16 protein-coding genes and 1 other RNA gene are annotated in these 13,056 nt (G+C 69.6%); 13 read left to right on the top strand and 4 right to left on the bottom strand.

The annotated features are described in order from the left end of the window. The first annotated feature begins 211 nt into the window (after nt 1-211). Nucleotides 212-811 (top strand): GDSL-type esterase/lipase family protein, encoded by a 600-nt coding sequence (locus tag SD455_RS12170; protein ID WP_311023836.1) that lies wholly within the window; start codon nt 212-214, stop codon nt 809-811. 99 nt (nt 812-910) lie between these two features. Then, complete coding sequence (locus SD455_RS12175) at nt 911-985, top strand: 50S ribosomal protein bL37 (RefSeq protein ID WP_014300525.1); 75 nt, start codon at nt 911-913, stop codon at nt 983-985. 258 nt (nt 986-1,243) lie between these two features. Here SD455_RS12175 and rsrA read toward each other — a convergent pair whose 3' ends face one another. After that, entirely contained in the window at nt 1,244-1,537 is a 294-nt protein-coding gene (gene rsrA, locus SD455_RS12180; protein ID WP_070161746.1) for a mycothiol system anti-sigma-R factor, read from the bottom strand. After that, complete coding sequence (locus SD455_RS12185; protein ID WP_070161779.1) at nt 1,534-2,148, bottom strand: sigma-70 family RNA polymerase sigma factor; 615 nt, start codon at nt 2,146-2,148, stop codon at nt 1,534-1,536. Before SD455_RS12185 ends, rsrA begins: the two co-directional genes overlap by 4 nt. Before the next feature lie 240 nt (nt 2,149-2,388). Here SD455_RS12185 and SD455_RS12190 point away from each other — a divergent pair, with 240 nt between their 5' ends. The 10 genes from SD455_RS12190 to SD455_RS12235 all read left to right on the top strand — a co-directional run bounded on the left by SD455_RS12190 (nt 2,389) and on the right by SD455_RS12235 (nt 10,985). Next, nucleotides 2,389-3,030 (top strand): DoxX family protein, encoded by a 642-nt coding sequence (locus tag SD455_RS12190; protein ID WP_070161748.1) that lies wholly within the window; start codon nt 2,389-2,391, stop codon nt 3,028-3,030. A gap of 29 nt (nt 3,031-3,059) precedes the next feature. After that, on the top strand, nt 3,060-4,412 hold the full coding sequence (gene aroA, locus SD455_RS12195) for a 3-phosphoshikimate 1-carboxyvinyltransferase (RefSeq protein WP_445508251.1): 1,353 nt from the start codon (nt 3,060-3,062) through the stop codon (nt 4,410-4,412). After that, nucleotides 4,409-5,581, top strand: coding sequence for a ribosome small subunit-dependent GTPase A (rsgA, locus tag SD455_RS12200; RefSeq protein ID WP_445508252.1), 1,173 nt, complete (start codon nt 4,409-4,411; stop codon nt 5,579-5,581). The genes aroA and rsgA overlap by 4 nt, the downstream gene beginning before the upstream one ends. Continuing rightward, nucleotides 5,578-6,465 (top strand): histidinol-phosphatase, encoded by an 888-nt coding sequence (gene hisN, locus SD455_RS12205; protein WP_085437126.1) that lies wholly within the window; start codon nt 5,578-5,580, stop codon nt 6,463-6,465. Before rsgA ends, hisN begins: the two co-directional genes overlap by 4 nt. A 125-nt stretch (nt 6,466-6,590) precedes the next feature. Further along, nucleotides 6,591-7,547: a metal ABC transporter solute-binding protein, Zn/Mn family gene (locus SD455_RS12210; protein WP_445508253.1), complete on the top strand. Its 957-nt coding sequence runs from the start codon at nt 6,591-6,593 to the stop codon at nt 7,545-7,547. Next, nucleotides 7,544-8,314: a metal ABC transporter ATP-binding protein gene (locus tag SD455_RS12215; protein WP_311023826.1), complete on the top strand. Its 771-nt coding sequence runs from the start codon at nt 7,544-7,546 to the stop codon at nt 8,312-8,314. Before SD455_RS12210 ends, SD455_RS12215 begins: the two co-directional genes overlap by 4 nt. Then, complete coding sequence (locus SD455_RS12220) at nt 8,314-9,219, top strand: metal ABC transporter permease (protein WP_311024426.1); 906 nt, start codon at nt 8,314-8,316, stop codon at nt 9,217-9,219. Before SD455_RS12215 ends, SD455_RS12220 begins: the two co-directional genes overlap by 1 nt. After that, the gene (locus SD455_RS12225; protein WP_311023825.1) at nt 9,216-9,962 is read left to right on the top strand and encodes a metal-dependent transcriptional regulator; all 747 of its coding nucleotides are present in this window, start codon (nt 9,216-9,218) and stop codon (nt 9,960-9,962) included. Before SD455_RS12220 ends, SD455_RS12225 begins: the two co-directional genes overlap by 4 nt. 58 nt (nt 9,963-10,020) lie before the next feature. After that, nucleotides 10,021-10,587, top strand: coding sequence for a fluoride efflux transporter FluC (locus tag SD455_RS12230; protein ID WP_445508254.1), 567 nt, complete (start codon nt 10,021-10,023; stop codon nt 10,585-10,587). Next, on the top strand, nt 10,584-10,985 hold the full coding sequence (locus SD455_RS12235) for a fluoride efflux transporter FluC (protein WP_311023823.1): 402 nt from the start codon (nt 10,584-10,586) through the stop codon (nt 10,983-10,985). Before SD455_RS12230 ends, SD455_RS12235 begins: the two co-directional genes overlap by 4 nt. Nucleotides 10,986-11,053: 68 nt before the next feature. On the opposite strand, the gene SD455_RS12240 is transcribed toward SD455_RS12235, so the two are convergent. After that, on the bottom strand, nt 11,054-11,845 hold the full coding sequence (locus tag SD455_RS12240) for a phosphotransferase (RefSeq protein WP_311023821.1): 792 nt from the start codon (nt 11,843-11,845) through the stop codon (nt 11,054-11,056). A gap of 150 nt (nt 11,846-11,995) precedes the next feature. Between SD455_RS12240 and smpB the strand changes: the two genes are divergently transcribed. Then, a complete protein-coding gene (gene smpB, locus SD455_RS12245; protein ID WP_070161762.1) occupies nt 11,996-12,499 on the top strand; it encodes an SsrA-binding protein SmpB in 504 nt (167 codons plus the stop codon). Between the two features lie 81 nt (nt 12,500-12,580). On the opposite strand, the gene ssrA is transcribed toward smpB, so the two are convergent. After that, nucleotides 12,581-12,959: a transfer-messenger RNA gene (ssrA, locus tag SD455_RS12250) on the bottom strand. Nucleotides 12,960-13,056: the final 97 nt, after the last annotated feature.

Below are 13,056 nucleotides of genomic sequence, written 5' to 3' on the forward strand. Positions count from 1 at the left end.
TTTCTTGTATTCCATCGGTGTTCTCTACACAGCCCGCCGACCCGGTCTCCGGGTCGGCGGCCTCCGTCGTTCAGCGGCGATCTGTCCCCGTGGCGCGTCCGAGGCCGGCCCGGCGGCTCGGACGCGGTAACGTCAGGGGAGGAAAAGTCGGTGTCCGCCGGCCCTCCCCCGGGTTCCCGGGATCGGATGGCCACACAGAGGAAGGGACGACGTGGAACGCAGCATCAGAATCGTCGCCGTCGGCAATGAGCTGCTCACCGGAACTGGTGATCCCCGCGCACTGGGATGGCTGGGACGGGTGCTGGCGAAGACGCCCACCGAGGCGGTGCACCTGGAACACTATGTCCTCGCCATGCCCGGCGAGGGGACGGAGGCGCTGTCCCACCGCTGGCAGGCCGAGGCCGCACCACGCTTCTCGGAGGGCGCGGAGAACCATCTGATCGTCGCACTCAACGACATCGACCTGGACAGCACCTCCTCGTCGGCCCGTTCCCGACTCAACCTGGCCAACATCCTGGACCGGGCCAGTCAGGAGGGGATCCGGTGCCTGGTCGTGGGACCCGTCCCGGGGCTGGACCCCGAACGGAACCAGCGACTGGCGGAGCTCAACGTCGCGTACCAGGACGTGGCGTCGCGCCGCTCCCACGTCTACGTCGACACGTTCTCGCCGCTGGTCCAGCATGACCAGTGGCGCCATGATCTCGCAGCCAACGACGGCGCCCCCGGCCAGGCCGGCTACGGGCTGATCGCCTGGCTGGTCCTCCACCGGGGGTGGTTCCAGTGGCTGGGCCTGCGCGAGCCCTCTGCGTGAGACCTGCCGGCGCGGAGCACCACCTCCCCGGGCACCGCACCGATGGCCCCAGCACCACCGTCCGGTAGGATGTGGCGAAGCCGACGAAAGGAGTTCACCATGAGCAAGCGTGGACGCAAGCGCAAGGACCGCCGCAAGAACAAGGCCAACCACGGCAAGCGCCCCAACTCCTGACCCGTTCAGGTCCCTCACGGGCCCCTGACGCTCAGCAGCGGGCCGCCGTCGAGCGGCCGCGGCGCGCGCCGTGCGTGCTCCGGCGACGGAGCGCCACGGACAGCAAGCGCACACAGAAAGGCAGAGCCCCCGCGGGATCATCCCGTCGGGGGCTCTGTCATGTCGGACCTGTCATGCCGGAGGCGAGAGGGACGTGCGCGCTCCGGACCGGCAGACCCCTGGTGCGCGCTCCGGGTCGGACTCCCGGTGCGCCCCGGCTCAGCGGCTCTCGTGGCCAGCTTCCACGCGGATCTCGCTGATGCGCTCCATGATGGTGACCTTCAGAGTGTCGGGGGCACGTTCCACGCAGGACCGCCGGACCACGGAACGGATGATGCACTCGAGGTCGTACTCGGAGGCGCAGTCCGGGCAGTCGTGGAGATGGCCCCGGACCTCCGCGAGGTCGTCCCGGCTCAGCGCACCGTCGAGGTACTCGTAGATGCGCTCCATCCGCTCCTCGGCCTCCCGGCAGTCACCGCCGGGGCACTCATCCGTGGTGCGGTCTTCGCTCATTTTCGAGCCTCCTGCTTCTTGAAGCCTCGCTCGCGGGCGTAGTCGGTCAACAGTTCACGCAGCAGCTTGCGGCCGCGGTGCAGCCGCGACATCACCGTGCCGATGGGAATGTTGAGGATCTCGGCGATCTCCTTGTAGGCGAATCCCTCGACATCGGAGAAGTAGACCGCCAGGCGGAACTCCTCCGGGATCTGCTGCAGGGCGTCTTTGACGTCCGAGTCCGGCAGATGGTCCAGGGCCTCCGCCTCGGCCGAGCGCAGTCCGGTGGAGGTGTGCTCCGCCGCCTGGGCCATCTGCCAGTCCTCCACGGTGTCCGTGTTGGCCTGCTGCGGCTGCCGCTGCTTCTTCCGGTAGATGTTGATGTACGTGTTGGTCAGGATGCGGTACAGCCAGGCCTTCAGGTTGGTCCCCGGCTTGTACTGGTGGAACGCGGAGTAGGCCTTCGTGTAGGCCTCCTGCACCAGGTCCTCGGCGTCCTGCGGGTTGCGCGTCATCCGCATCGCCGCGGAATAGAGCTGGTCGACGTACTGCAGCGCATCGGACTCGAAGCGGGCGCGACGCTGTGCGTCGGTCTCCTCGGCCACATTCACGTTCTCGTCACGGTCTTCCATCACAGACGAGTCTACGCGCACCCGGCGGATCGGGGCCTGCGTGCGCGGCTGAAGCGTGGCTGTGGTCATGGACAGGACAACGACCACGCGTGCTCTGCAATTCCCCGACAGGGGCTGATTGGGTAGATTGTCTTCTGGACGATGCCGAACGCCGCATGTTCCGGCACGCACAGCTCAACCGAGTTCACCGCACGTGGAGCCGGGGACGACCCCGACGCCGCGCCGCCACAGGAGGATTCCATGTCCCTGATCCGCAAAGTCGCCCGCCCGCTGCTCGGTGCCGGCTTCATCGCCGACGGCATCGACCGCCTCCGCAACACGGAGGAGGCCGCCGACAGGCTGGAGCCCACCCTGGAGGAGCTCGGCTCCCTGGTCCCCCAGGCGGAGGTCATCACCTCGGACCCCCGCCGCACCGTCCAGGTGCTCGGCGGCATCGAAGTCGTCGCCGGGGTCGCACTGGCGATCGGCAAGTGCCCCCGCATCGCCGCATTCACCCTGATGGGGGTGCACAAGGTCAACTCCTATGTGGAGATGCGCGCCGCAGGCCTCGATTCGGTGGAGGACCTGACCGCCCAGCGGGACACTCTGCTGAAGAACCTCGCCATCCTCGGCGGCCTCGGGCTTGCCGTCGCCGATCTCGCCGGCAAGCCCTCGCTGAGCTGGCGTGCTGAGCACCTGGCGAAGCAGTCGAAGAAGAAGGGCGCCCAGTTCCGGGACAAGACCTACAAGTGGGCCGAGGAGTTCGGCGACGACGCGGTCAAGACCGCCAAGGCCTTCGAACGGGACGCGGCGAAGAGCTTCAAGCGTGCGGAGAAGGAGGCCGTCAAGGCCATCTCCGCAGCCGCCAAGGAGGGGAAGAAGAAGGCTGAGGACGCGCTCTGAGCACCGCCATGTCATCTGACGCTCTCCGGGTGCCCCCGACACCGTGGCCTGCGCCGCGAGCGGGGGCACCGGTGCGTGGAGAGGTCGTCGTCCCCGCTTCGAAGTCCCTGACCAACCGGCTGCTGCTGCTCGCAGCTCTGGCCGACGGCCCCTCCGTGGTCGTCAACGCGCTGGAGTCCCGCGACTCCTCCCTCATGCTCGCCGGACTGCAGCGGCTCGGGGCGCGCGTCGAGCACCTCGCAGACGGCGGGGGCACCGGTGAACCGGCCGTGCGGATCACTCCGCTGCCGCTGGCCGCGCCCTCCGCCGCACAGGCACACGACGCCTCAGACGTGCAGGTGGACTGCGGGCTCGCCGGCACTGTCATGCGTTTTCTGCCGGCGGTCGCCGCCCTGACGGGACACGCCGTGCACTTCGACGGCGATCCCGAAGCGCGGGTCCGGCCCATGGGCGCCGTGCTCGAAGGGCTGGCTGAGCTCGGTGTGGACGTCCGCGACCCCTCGGCCCCGGAGGGCGCCGCACCGACCACCCTGCCCTTCACCGTCAGCAGCCCTGCTGGGCTGACCGGCGGCGAGATCTCCATCGACGCCTCCGGCTCCTCCCAGTTCGTCTCCGGGCTCCTGCTGGCGGCCCCCCGGATGACGGAGGGCCTCACGCTGCGCCACAGCGGCACCTCGGTGCCGTCTCTGGAGCACGTGGAGATGACGTTGACGGTGCTCGAGCAGCTCGGCGTCTCCGTCAGCTCTCCGGCCCCCTACACCTGGCGGGTGGAACCAGGCGCCATTCCGGCGTTCACCGCGCGGGTGGAGCCGGACCTGTCGAATGCGGGACCGTTCCTCTGCGCGGCCGCAGTGACCGGCGGAGAGGTGGTCATGCGAGGCTGGCCGAAGGACTCCACACAGATCGGACGGCGCTGGACGCAGCTGCTGACCGCCTTCGGGGCCGAAGTGGACTCCGTCGAAGAGCCCGGCGGGGAGACCGTCACGCTCACCGTGCGCGGCCCCGAACGCCTGGTGACCCCGGGCACCGTGGACGGCACTGCGGAGCTCACCCCCACCGTGGCAGCGCTGGCCGCACTGTGCGACGGTGAGACGACGTTCACCTCGGTGGCCCATCTGCGCGGCCACGAGACCGACCGCATCGCCGCACTGGTGGCGGAGATCCGCCGTCTGGGCGGAGCGGCGGAGGAGACCGATGACGGCTTCCGCGTCCTGTCCCCCATCTCCCACGGCGGCCTGGTGCACAGCTACGCCGACCACCGCATGGCGACCTTCGGCGCCGTCCTCGGACTGGCCGTGGACGGCGTGGAGGTCGAGGACATCGGCTGCACCGCCAAGACGATGCCCACCTTCCCTCAGCTGTGGGAGCGGCTGGTCCCGTGAGCCGCTGGGACAGCTGGGACGAGTCACGTGCCCGGGTCCGGCCGAACAAGAAGGGTTCGCGCCCCCGGACGAAGGAGAAGCCCGAGCACGCCGACGCGGAGCTGGGCCGGATCGTGCAGGTCGACCGCGGGCGCTACACCGCTGCCCTGGTGGACTCGGGGCAGGTGGTCACCGCCGTGCGGGCCAAAGCCCTGCGGCGCACCCCGGTGGTTCCCGGCGACGTCGTCGCACTCGTGGGCGACACCTCGGGCGAGGAGGGGACGCTGGCCCGGCTGGTGCGCATCGAGGAACGCTCCACCCTGCTGCGTCGCAGCGCCGACGACTCCGACGACGCTGAGCGCGTGGTGGTCGCGAACACGGATCAGCTGCTCATCGTGGTCGCCGCGGCGGATCCGGCCCCGCGCACCGGCTTCATCGATCGGGCCCTGGTCGCCGCCTACGACGCCGACATCGTTCCCATCCTCCTGATCACCAAGGCGGACCTGGCCGAGGATCCTGAGGATCCTGCAGGGCTGGTGAGCCACTATGCAGAGCTGAGCCTGACCACGGTGATCTCCGGCCATGCCGGTACCGAGGTCGGCGGAGGCGCCGACGCAGAGCGCACGCCGGGCTCCGCCCCGGGATCCACACGGGATCCGGCTCTGGACCCGGCGGCCGTGGCCCGTCTGCGGTCCCTGCTGGCCGGGCACGTGACCGCGATGATCGGCCACTCCGGCGTGGGCAAGTCCACCATGGTCAACGCTCTGACCGGGGCGGATCGCGCCACCGGAGGCGTCAACGCCGTGACCGGCCGCGGCCGCCACACCTCGTCCTCCGCCGTCGCGCTGACCCTCGAGCCGTCGGAGGATCCGACATCTCCGCTGGGTGACCAGGACGCCCAAGAGTCCTGGATCGTCGACACCCCGGGGATCCGGTCCTTCGGCCTGGCCCATGTCGACCCCGATGACGTGCTCGCCGCCTTCGAGGATCTGGTGGAGGGCTCGGTCGACTGCGAGCCGGGATGCGCCCACGCATCGCCCGAGGGCGGCTGCGCATTGGACGCCTGGGTGCAGGCAGGACATGCCGGCGCCCACGGACCGGCACGCCTGGCCTCACTGCGCGGGCTGCTCGCCTCGCTGGCCGGGTCTGCGGAGGAACAGGAGGAGAAGCGACTAGGGTTGAGCCCATGAACCATCGCACGAGCGCCTATACCGAGGACCTCCGCCTGGCCCACATGATCGCCGACTCGGTGGACGCCCAGACGATGTCCTTCTTCCAGTCGATGGACTTCGAGGTGGAGACCAAACCCGACCTCACCCCCGTCACCGAGGCCGACCGGAAGGCCGAGGAGACCATCCGTGCCCAGCTGAGCCGGGTCCGGGGGCGGGATGCCGTCTACGGCGAGGAGTTCGGCTCCTCGGGATCCGGACCTCGGCGCTGGGTCATCGACCCGATCGACGGGACCAAGAACTTCGTGCGCGGGGTCCCTGTGTGGGCCACCCTCATCGCACTCGTGGACCACGGCGAGCCGGTGGTCGGCGTCGTGAGCGCCCCCGCCCTGAACCGCCGGTGGTGGGCCGCCGCCGGCGGCGGGGCCTACACAGGCAAGTCGCTGGCCTCGGCCCGTCAGCTGGGTGTCTCCAAGGTCTCCACCTTGCAGGACGCCTCCTTCTCCTATTCGTCGCTGACCGGCTGGCGGGAGATCGGCCGGATCCACAACTTCCTCGAGATGACGGATTCGGTCTGGCGCACCCGGGCCTACGGCGACTTCTGGTCCTACTGCATGGTGGCCGAGGGATCTGTGGACGTGGCCGCTGAGCCCGAGCTGGAGCTCTATGACATGGCGGCCCTGGTCCCGATCGTCACCGAGGCCGGTGGCAGGTTCACCTCGCTGGACGGCGAGCCGGGCTGCTCCGGCGGGAATGCCCTGGCCACCAACGGACTGCTCCACGAGGCCGCGCTCGGTGCCCTGGCCCCGGACAGCCCCACCCCCTGGTCCGACGCCGGTTCGCGGTCCGAGGAGTCGGCTGATCCAGAGTCCTCACCCGACACGGCGGGCTCGCCCGCACTCTGACGCTCTCTCCGCCGCGCCCAGGGGCCGGGTCCGGTCCTCCAATCGGGAGGCCCGGACCCGGCCCCTGCTGCGTCCAGGCGGCGCGCCGGTTGCAGTTTTAGGTATGCCTAAACCATACTGGGGGCATGCCGCACACCACGACGACGACGTCCGCCGCTCTCCTGGCTCTCAGCACCCTGCTCGTGACCTCGTGTGCGAGCGCCGACGGCTCCGGCGACCCTTCCGAACGCCAGGGAGGCGTCGAGGAGCGACCTGTGGTGCTGACCACCTTCACCGTGCTCCAGGACATCGCGTCCGAGGTGGCCGGGGACCGCGCAGACGTCCGCTCCATCACGCCGCACGGTGCGGAGATCCACGAGTACGATCCCACTCCCGGAGACGTGCGCGACGCGGCCGAGGCCGACCTCATCCTGGCCAACGGCCTGGGTCTGGAGGCCTGGCTGGAGCAGTTCCTCGACCAGTCCGATGCTCCGACCGTCACGGTGACCGGGGACATCGAGCCGTTGCCGGTGACCCGGCTGCCCGGCCACCCCGATGATGCCGCGGAGATGCCCGTCAACCCGCACGCCTGGATGTCTCCCCGTCAGGGCATGAGCTACGTGGACGGCGTCGAGGACGCCCTGTCCGAACTCTCTCCCGAGGATGCCGACGTCTTCGCCGAGAACGCCGCGGCGCTGCGCGACGAGCTGGCGGCCCTCGACGTTGAGGCCCGCGAGCGCGCCGAGGAGCTGGAGGAGGTGCATCTGGTGACCTGCGAAGGCGCTTTCAGCTATCTGGCCGACGATCTGGACCTGGGCGAGCATTACCTGTGGCCCGTCAACGCCGATGACGAGGGCTCGCCCCAGCAGGTCGAGGCGCAGATCCGCTACGTCCGCGACCATGAGGTCCCCACCGTGTTCTGCGAATCCACCGTCAACGATGTGGCCCAGCAGCAGGTCGTCCAGGAGACCGGTGCGGAGCTGGGCGAGCCGCTCTACGTGGACTCTCTGACCGAGGCGGACGGCCCGGTGCCCACCTACGTGGACCTGCTGCGCCACGATCTGGAGCTGATCCTCGCCGGCGCTGAGGACGACGGCCGATGATCCCCACCGAGACCACCACTGCCATCTCGGTGGAAGGGCTCAGCGCCGGATATCCCGGGGTCCTGGCCCTGCAGGAGGTCAACCTGACCGTCCGGTCGGGGCGCATCTGCGCCCTGGTCGGGGCCAACGGCTCCGGGAAGTCGACGCTGTTCGCGGCCCTGCTGGGGCTGCGCTCCCCGGCCCAGGGTCGAGTCCGACTCTTCGGCCGCAGCCCCCATGCGGCGCGACGGAGGAACCTGGTCAGCTACGTCCCGCAGCACGACCAGGTGGATCCGAGCTTCCCGGTGACGGTGGAGCAGACCGTGATGATGGGACGGTACGGGCATCTGGGGTTCACCCGTCGCCCGCGGGCGGCGGACCGGGAACACGTCGAGTCCGCCCTGGAACAGGTCGGCCTGGCGGGCCTCCGCTCGCGGACCATCGGGGAGCTCTCGGGCGGGCAGCGACGGCGAACCTTTCTGGCGCGGTCGATCGCGCAGCGGGCGCCGCTGATGCTGCTGGATGAGCCGTTCGCCGGAGTGGACCGCGTCTCCGAGGAGCTGATCGTCCAAGTGCTGCATCAGCTGCGTGATGCCGGCACCACGCTGCTGGTCTCCACCCACCACCTGGAGGGGATCCCCGACCTCGCCGAGGAGGTCGTGCTGCTGCACCGCACGGTGCTGGCCGCCGGTCCTCCAGGGGAGGTCCTCACCGAGGAGCGGATGGCGGACGCCTTCGGCACCGTACTGGGACTCGGTGCGGCATCGGCCGAGCGGAGGCAGCCATGATGGACCTGCTGCGTGAGCTTCTTCTGGCCCCCCTCGAGTTCGGCTTCATGCAGAATGCGCTGCTGGTCTCCGTGGTGGCCGCCGCGGTATGCGGTCTGCTGTCCTGCTGGCTGGTGCTGATGGGCTGGTCGCTGATGGGCGAGGCGGTGGCCCATTCGATCCTGCCGGGGATCGTGCTGGCCTACCTCTTCGGCGTCCCGATGGCGGTGGGAGCCTTCGTGTTCGGCATGCTGGCGGTCGCCCTGATCGGCGGCATCAGCACCTCCTCCACGGTGAAGCATGACACGGCGATCGGCGTGGTGTTCACCTCGCTGTTCGCTCTGGGCCTGGTGCTGATCTCCCGGACGCCCAGCGAGACGCATCTGCAGCACATCCTCTTCGGCAACGTGCTGGGCACCTCCCGGACGGATCTGATCCAGGTGCTGTGCCTGGGTGCCCTGACGGCCGCAGTTCTGCTGATCAAGCGGCGGGACTTCACGCTGCTGGCGTTCGACCGCACCTTCGCCCACACCATCGGACTCTCTGCCACGGGTCTGTCCGCCGTGCTGCTGATGCTGCTGGCGCTGACCACGGTCACGGCCCTGCAGACCCTGGGGATCATCCTGGTGGTGGCCATGCTGGTCATCCCGGGAGCCACCGCGATGCTGCTCACCCGGACCTTCGGTCGGATGCTCATCGTGGCCTCGGCCTCGGCCGTGCTCTCCGCTCTGGTCGGCGTCTACCTCAGCTACTGGGGTGACGTCGCCACGGGCGGCACCATCGTCCTGGTCCAGTCCGCGCAGTTCGCCATGGCCTACCTGTTCGCCCCACGCAAGGGCGTCTTGGGGCGACTGGCGCACCGTCGTCGTCGACCGGTGGCCCATAGACTGGATCAGTCAGCCGCGACCATCGAGAGGATCCCATGACCCCGCGCACCTCCGCCCAGGGCCGGTCCACCCGCACGGACTCCGCGACGACGTCGGTGGAGGACTACGCCAAGACCATCTACGGCCTGGCGGAATGGGATGACACGGCGGTCTCCGCCTCGGCGCTGGCCAAGACGCTGGGGGTCTCCAACCCGTCGGTGACCCTCATGGTGCGCAAGATGGCGGATCTCGGCCTCGTGGACCACCAGCCGTATGCGCCGATCCGACTCACCGAACAGGGGCGGCAGCTCGCACTGGCGATGGTGCGGCGGCATCGGCTCCTCGAGACGTGGCTCGTCCGGGAGCTCGGGTACGGCTGGGACGAAGTGCATGACGAGGCCGAGCGCCTGGAGCATGCGGTCTCAGAGACGTTCGTGGATCGCTTGGACGCCCGGCTCGGCCACCCACGGGTGGACCCTCACGGCGACCCGATCCCCGGGCCGGACCTGTCCATGGACCACCCGGACACGGAGCTGCTGTGCCGGGTGCCGACCTCTTCCGCGGTGCGTCTCGAGCAGGTGGACGACTCGGTGCCGGACGCGCTGCGGGTGCTGGCCGAGCAGCAGGTGGAGATCGGTGCCCAGGTGCATGTCACCGCCTCGGAGTCCGGCGACGTCGTGGTGGCTCGCACCGACGCCGGAGAGGGAATCCGCCTGGCTCACGAGCTGGCCCATGCGATGCGGGTCTCCGTAGTGCGCTCTGACGGCTCCGGGGCCTCCGGTCCGGGGGACCTCGAGAACTGACGGCCTCCCCCGGGGTGCCCTGACCTGCCGGGCGCGACCGGCGTATTAGGCTTGGACGGTGCCTACGCGAGTCAATCCCGCCCCCGCCTCTGCGGCGCCGACGGCTCCCCCGCTGCCGGCGCTGATCCTGCTGGTCGCCTGCGCGGGTGCGGCAGGTGCACTGCTGCGGCTGACGATCGGGCAGATCATCCCGGAGCACGGGATGAAGGTCCCCTGGACCACGCTGGCCATCAACATCTCCGGATCCGGCATGCTGGGCCTGCTCACCGGCGTCGCCGCGGCCAGGCCGTGGCTGCGGCGCTGGGTGGTGCCGGGGCTGGGTACCGGCCTCCTGGGCTCTTACACGACCTTCTCCCTGGTGATCGTGGCGACCATGCCGTCTCTGCCCGGAGGCACGTTCGAGGGCCTGAGCGCCGTCACCTATGTCAGCCCCGGCACCCTGGAGATGCTGTTCTACCTGCTGATCAGCGTCATCGCCTCCACCGGGGCGGCCGCGGCGGGCGTCACTATCGGCCGTGCGCTGTTCGGCTGCGTGGAGGACCCCTACGGCCTCGGCGCGGTGGCTGCGCCGCCCGCCCGCGAGGCCGGGGACGGATCCGCCGACGCCGGAGGCGGGGCCCGATGACCACCACGCTCTCTCTGGCCGTGGTGCTCGGTGTGGCCCTCGGCGGCGCCGCCGGTGCCGTGCTGCGACTCCTGCTGGACCGGTACGCACGCTTCGGCATCCTCGTGGCCAACACGCTGGGCTGCCTGCTGCTGGGCTTCCTCTACGGCGAGTTCTCCGCGCTGACCTCGGCGGACGCCGTGCCGGACAACGGCCTCTTCTCCCCCGGCGTGGTCACCGTGATCAGCTATGGGCTCATCGGTGCGCTGAGCACCTTCGCCACCGTCTCGCTGCGCGCGGCTCAGCGCTGGGTGGACGGCCATCGGATGCAGGCCGCCTGGATCTGGCTGGTCAACGTGGTGTGCGGATTCGTCGCCGCGGGGATCGGCATGGGGCTCTCCGGACTCGTGGAGCTCTGAGCGGCACCTGCGCGAGCAGCGCCCCTGTGCCTCCCCTGACCATCAGGGTCACCAATCTCGGGGATCGTTCACCGACCCCGGAGATCCGCGAGTCGACGCACCACCGGGATGAGGTCCATCAGCGGCGATGACAGCCGCCGAGCCCCGAGGTTCAGCTCCGCACACAACCGGAACGCAAGCGCCCGACCCAGCATCTCGGCGGAGGCGCCGACCTGCACCGCCGCGCCTCCGTGTCCGGTTTCCCAGCCCATGACGTCGAGGGCGAGGACCGCCTCCGCCCAGGCGACCGGACGCCGATAGAGGCTGAGGTCGAGCACGCCGAGCCCGTGGACCGGATGGTCGATGATGTTGCCCGCCAGGTCCCCGTGCACGATCTGGAGGGGCTGCTCAGTCACGGGCAGCTGGTCCAGCAGCTCAGCCAGCGCCCCCGGTGCCTCCGGTGGCAGATCCTCCTGACCCCAGGCCTGCCGGTCGGCCCGGGCCCAGGGGTCCTGTCGAGTCGGCAGGTCCGCCGGTGCGGCCCCCGTCGCCCGGTGAAAGGCCCGGGCGGCCTCCGCGCGACGCCGCAGACTCAGCCCGGCCCCGGAGCCGGGCATCCAGCGGTTCGCGCCCCAGCCGTCCACCAGCAGGGACCCGTCGGATCCCGCCACGGGCAGCGCGATCCTCAGTGCCGTCTCACGCGGCAGTGACGGAGCCAGCCGGTGGTGCAGCCACGACCAGGTCTCCTGGCCCTGGACGGGCACCGGCTTCAGCACGATGTCTCCGGCCCGCCATGAGGTGCCCTGTCCCCCGCTCAGCGGCACCGCGGATCCGTGCTGCCCGAAGGCTCGCAACACGTGGTCCGGGACGGAGAGGCGCATCCATCCATCACATCATGGGGTTGACCATCGACCACGAAAGGACGTGACGCCCGCCACGTCCGACCCTCGGGGTGTATGATGGACAGTCGGCTCTCCGGCCGGCCATGCGGCCGTGAGCACAGACCGACCCTGCTGCGAGGAGGTGGCACCATGGCGAAGAAGAACGCCCGGAAAGGTCAGAAGGACCCGAACAACCACGTGGTCGCCACCAACCGGCGGGCTCGGCACGACTACACGATCCTGGACCGCTACGAGGCCGGGATGGTGCTCACCGGCACCGAGGTCAAGTCTCTGCGGGAGGGCCAGGCGTCCCTCACCGACGGGTTCGCCGCCTTCTCCGACGCCGGCGAGCTGTGGCTGGAGCAGGTGCACATCCCGGAGTACCTCAACGGCACCTGGACCAATCACAGCGCCCGCAGGAAGCGGAAACTGCTGCTGAACCACAAGGAACTGGTGAAGATCACCCGGCAGATCGAGTCTCCGGGGCACACGATCGTGCCGCTGCAGCTCTATTTCAAGGACGGCCGGGTCAAGGTCGAGATCGGCATCGCCCAGGGCAAGCGCGAGTTCGACAAGCGGGAGACCCTGCGACGCAAGCAGGACGAGCGGGACGCCCAGCGAGCCATGCGCTACCGCAACCGCGGCGCCGCCTGAGCAGCCCGGGAGCTCCCCCAGACACGACGAAGGGCCGCCGGCCGATGAGGAGATCCTCATCGGCCGGCGGCCCGTCTGGTGTGGTGGAGACGGCGGGAATCGAACCCGCGTCCGATCTGGCATCACATGGACTTCTCCGGGCGCAGTCTGCGCATCGGGCGTTGCTCGGCCCCAGCCATCTTGCAGACAAGTGGCTGACCCGGGCCCAGTCGTGTGATCGTCGAGCGACGCCCCCACGACGAAGGCGGCGCTCCAGTGGCTATCTAGCTGATGCCAGCTGCTGAGCCGATAGCAAGCTCAGGCTGACAGACTCGCGGTCGCTGCTATCAGGCAGCGAGGGCGAAGTCAGTGCGCTTAGAATCGGCACTTATTGGTGTGCAGAGGGGTTTTAGCGAGGGCACTCTACATCCTCGGCCCGCTTCCCCATGCTCAACTCAGATCGTCGAAACCGATCGTCCCCGTATGCGGTTGTCAAGAACCGTACCTGCTGGCCCACAGGCCGTCAGCAGGCCTTTCAGTATAGGACAACCGGCGTCCCGGTCACAATATTCCTGTCG

The sequence above is a fragment of the Nesterenkonia sp. K-15-9-6 genome (genome assembly GCF_052656005.1).

Excerpts from the sequence above, each read along its gene's own strand:
- rsrA (WP_070161746.1), bottom strand. The coding sequence starts at position 1,537 with ATGAGCGAAGACCGCACCACGGATGAGTGCCCCGGCGGTGACTGCCGG.
- SD455_RS12185 (WP_070161779.1), bottom strand. The coding sequence starts at position 2,148 with ATGGAAGACCGTGACGAGAACGTGAATGTGGCCGAGGAGACCGACGCA.
- SD455_RS12190 (WP_070161748.1), top strand. The coding sequence starts at position 2,389 with ATGTCCCTGATCCGCAAAGTCGCCCGCCCGCTGCTCGGTGCCGGCTTC.
- hisN (WP_085437126.1), top strand. The coding sequence starts at position 5,578 with ATGAACCATCGCACGAGCGCCTATACCGAGGACCTCCGCCTGGCCCAC.
- SD455_RS12210 (WP_445508253.1), top strand. The coding sequence starts at position 6,591 with ATGCCGCACACCACGACGACGACGTCCGCCGCTCTCCTGGCTCTCAGC.
- SD455_RS12215 (WP_311023826.1), top strand. The coding sequence starts at position 7,544 with ATGATCCCCACCGAGACCACCACTGCCATCTCGGTGGAAGGGCTCAGC.
- SD455_RS12220 (WP_311024426.1), top strand. The coding sequence starts at position 8,314 with ATGGACCTGCTGCGTGAGCTTCTTCTGGCCCCCCTCGAGTTCGGCTTC.
- SD455_RS12225 (WP_311023825.1), top strand. The coding sequence starts at position 9,216 with ATGACCCCGCGCACCTCCGCCCAGGGCCGGTCCACCCGCACGGACTCC.
- SD455_RS12235 (WP_311023823.1), top strand. The coding sequence starts at position 10,584 with ATGACCACCACGCTCTCTCTGGCCGTGGTGCTCGGTGTGGCCCTCGGC.
- SD455_RS12240 (WP_311023821.1), bottom strand. The coding sequence starts at position 11,845 with ATGCGCCTCTCCGTCCCGGACCACGTGTTGCGAGCCTTCGGGCAGCAC.
- smpB (WP_070161762.1), top strand. The coding sequence starts at position 11,996 with ATGGCGAAGAAGAACGCCCGGAAAGGTCAGAAGGACCCGAACAACCAC.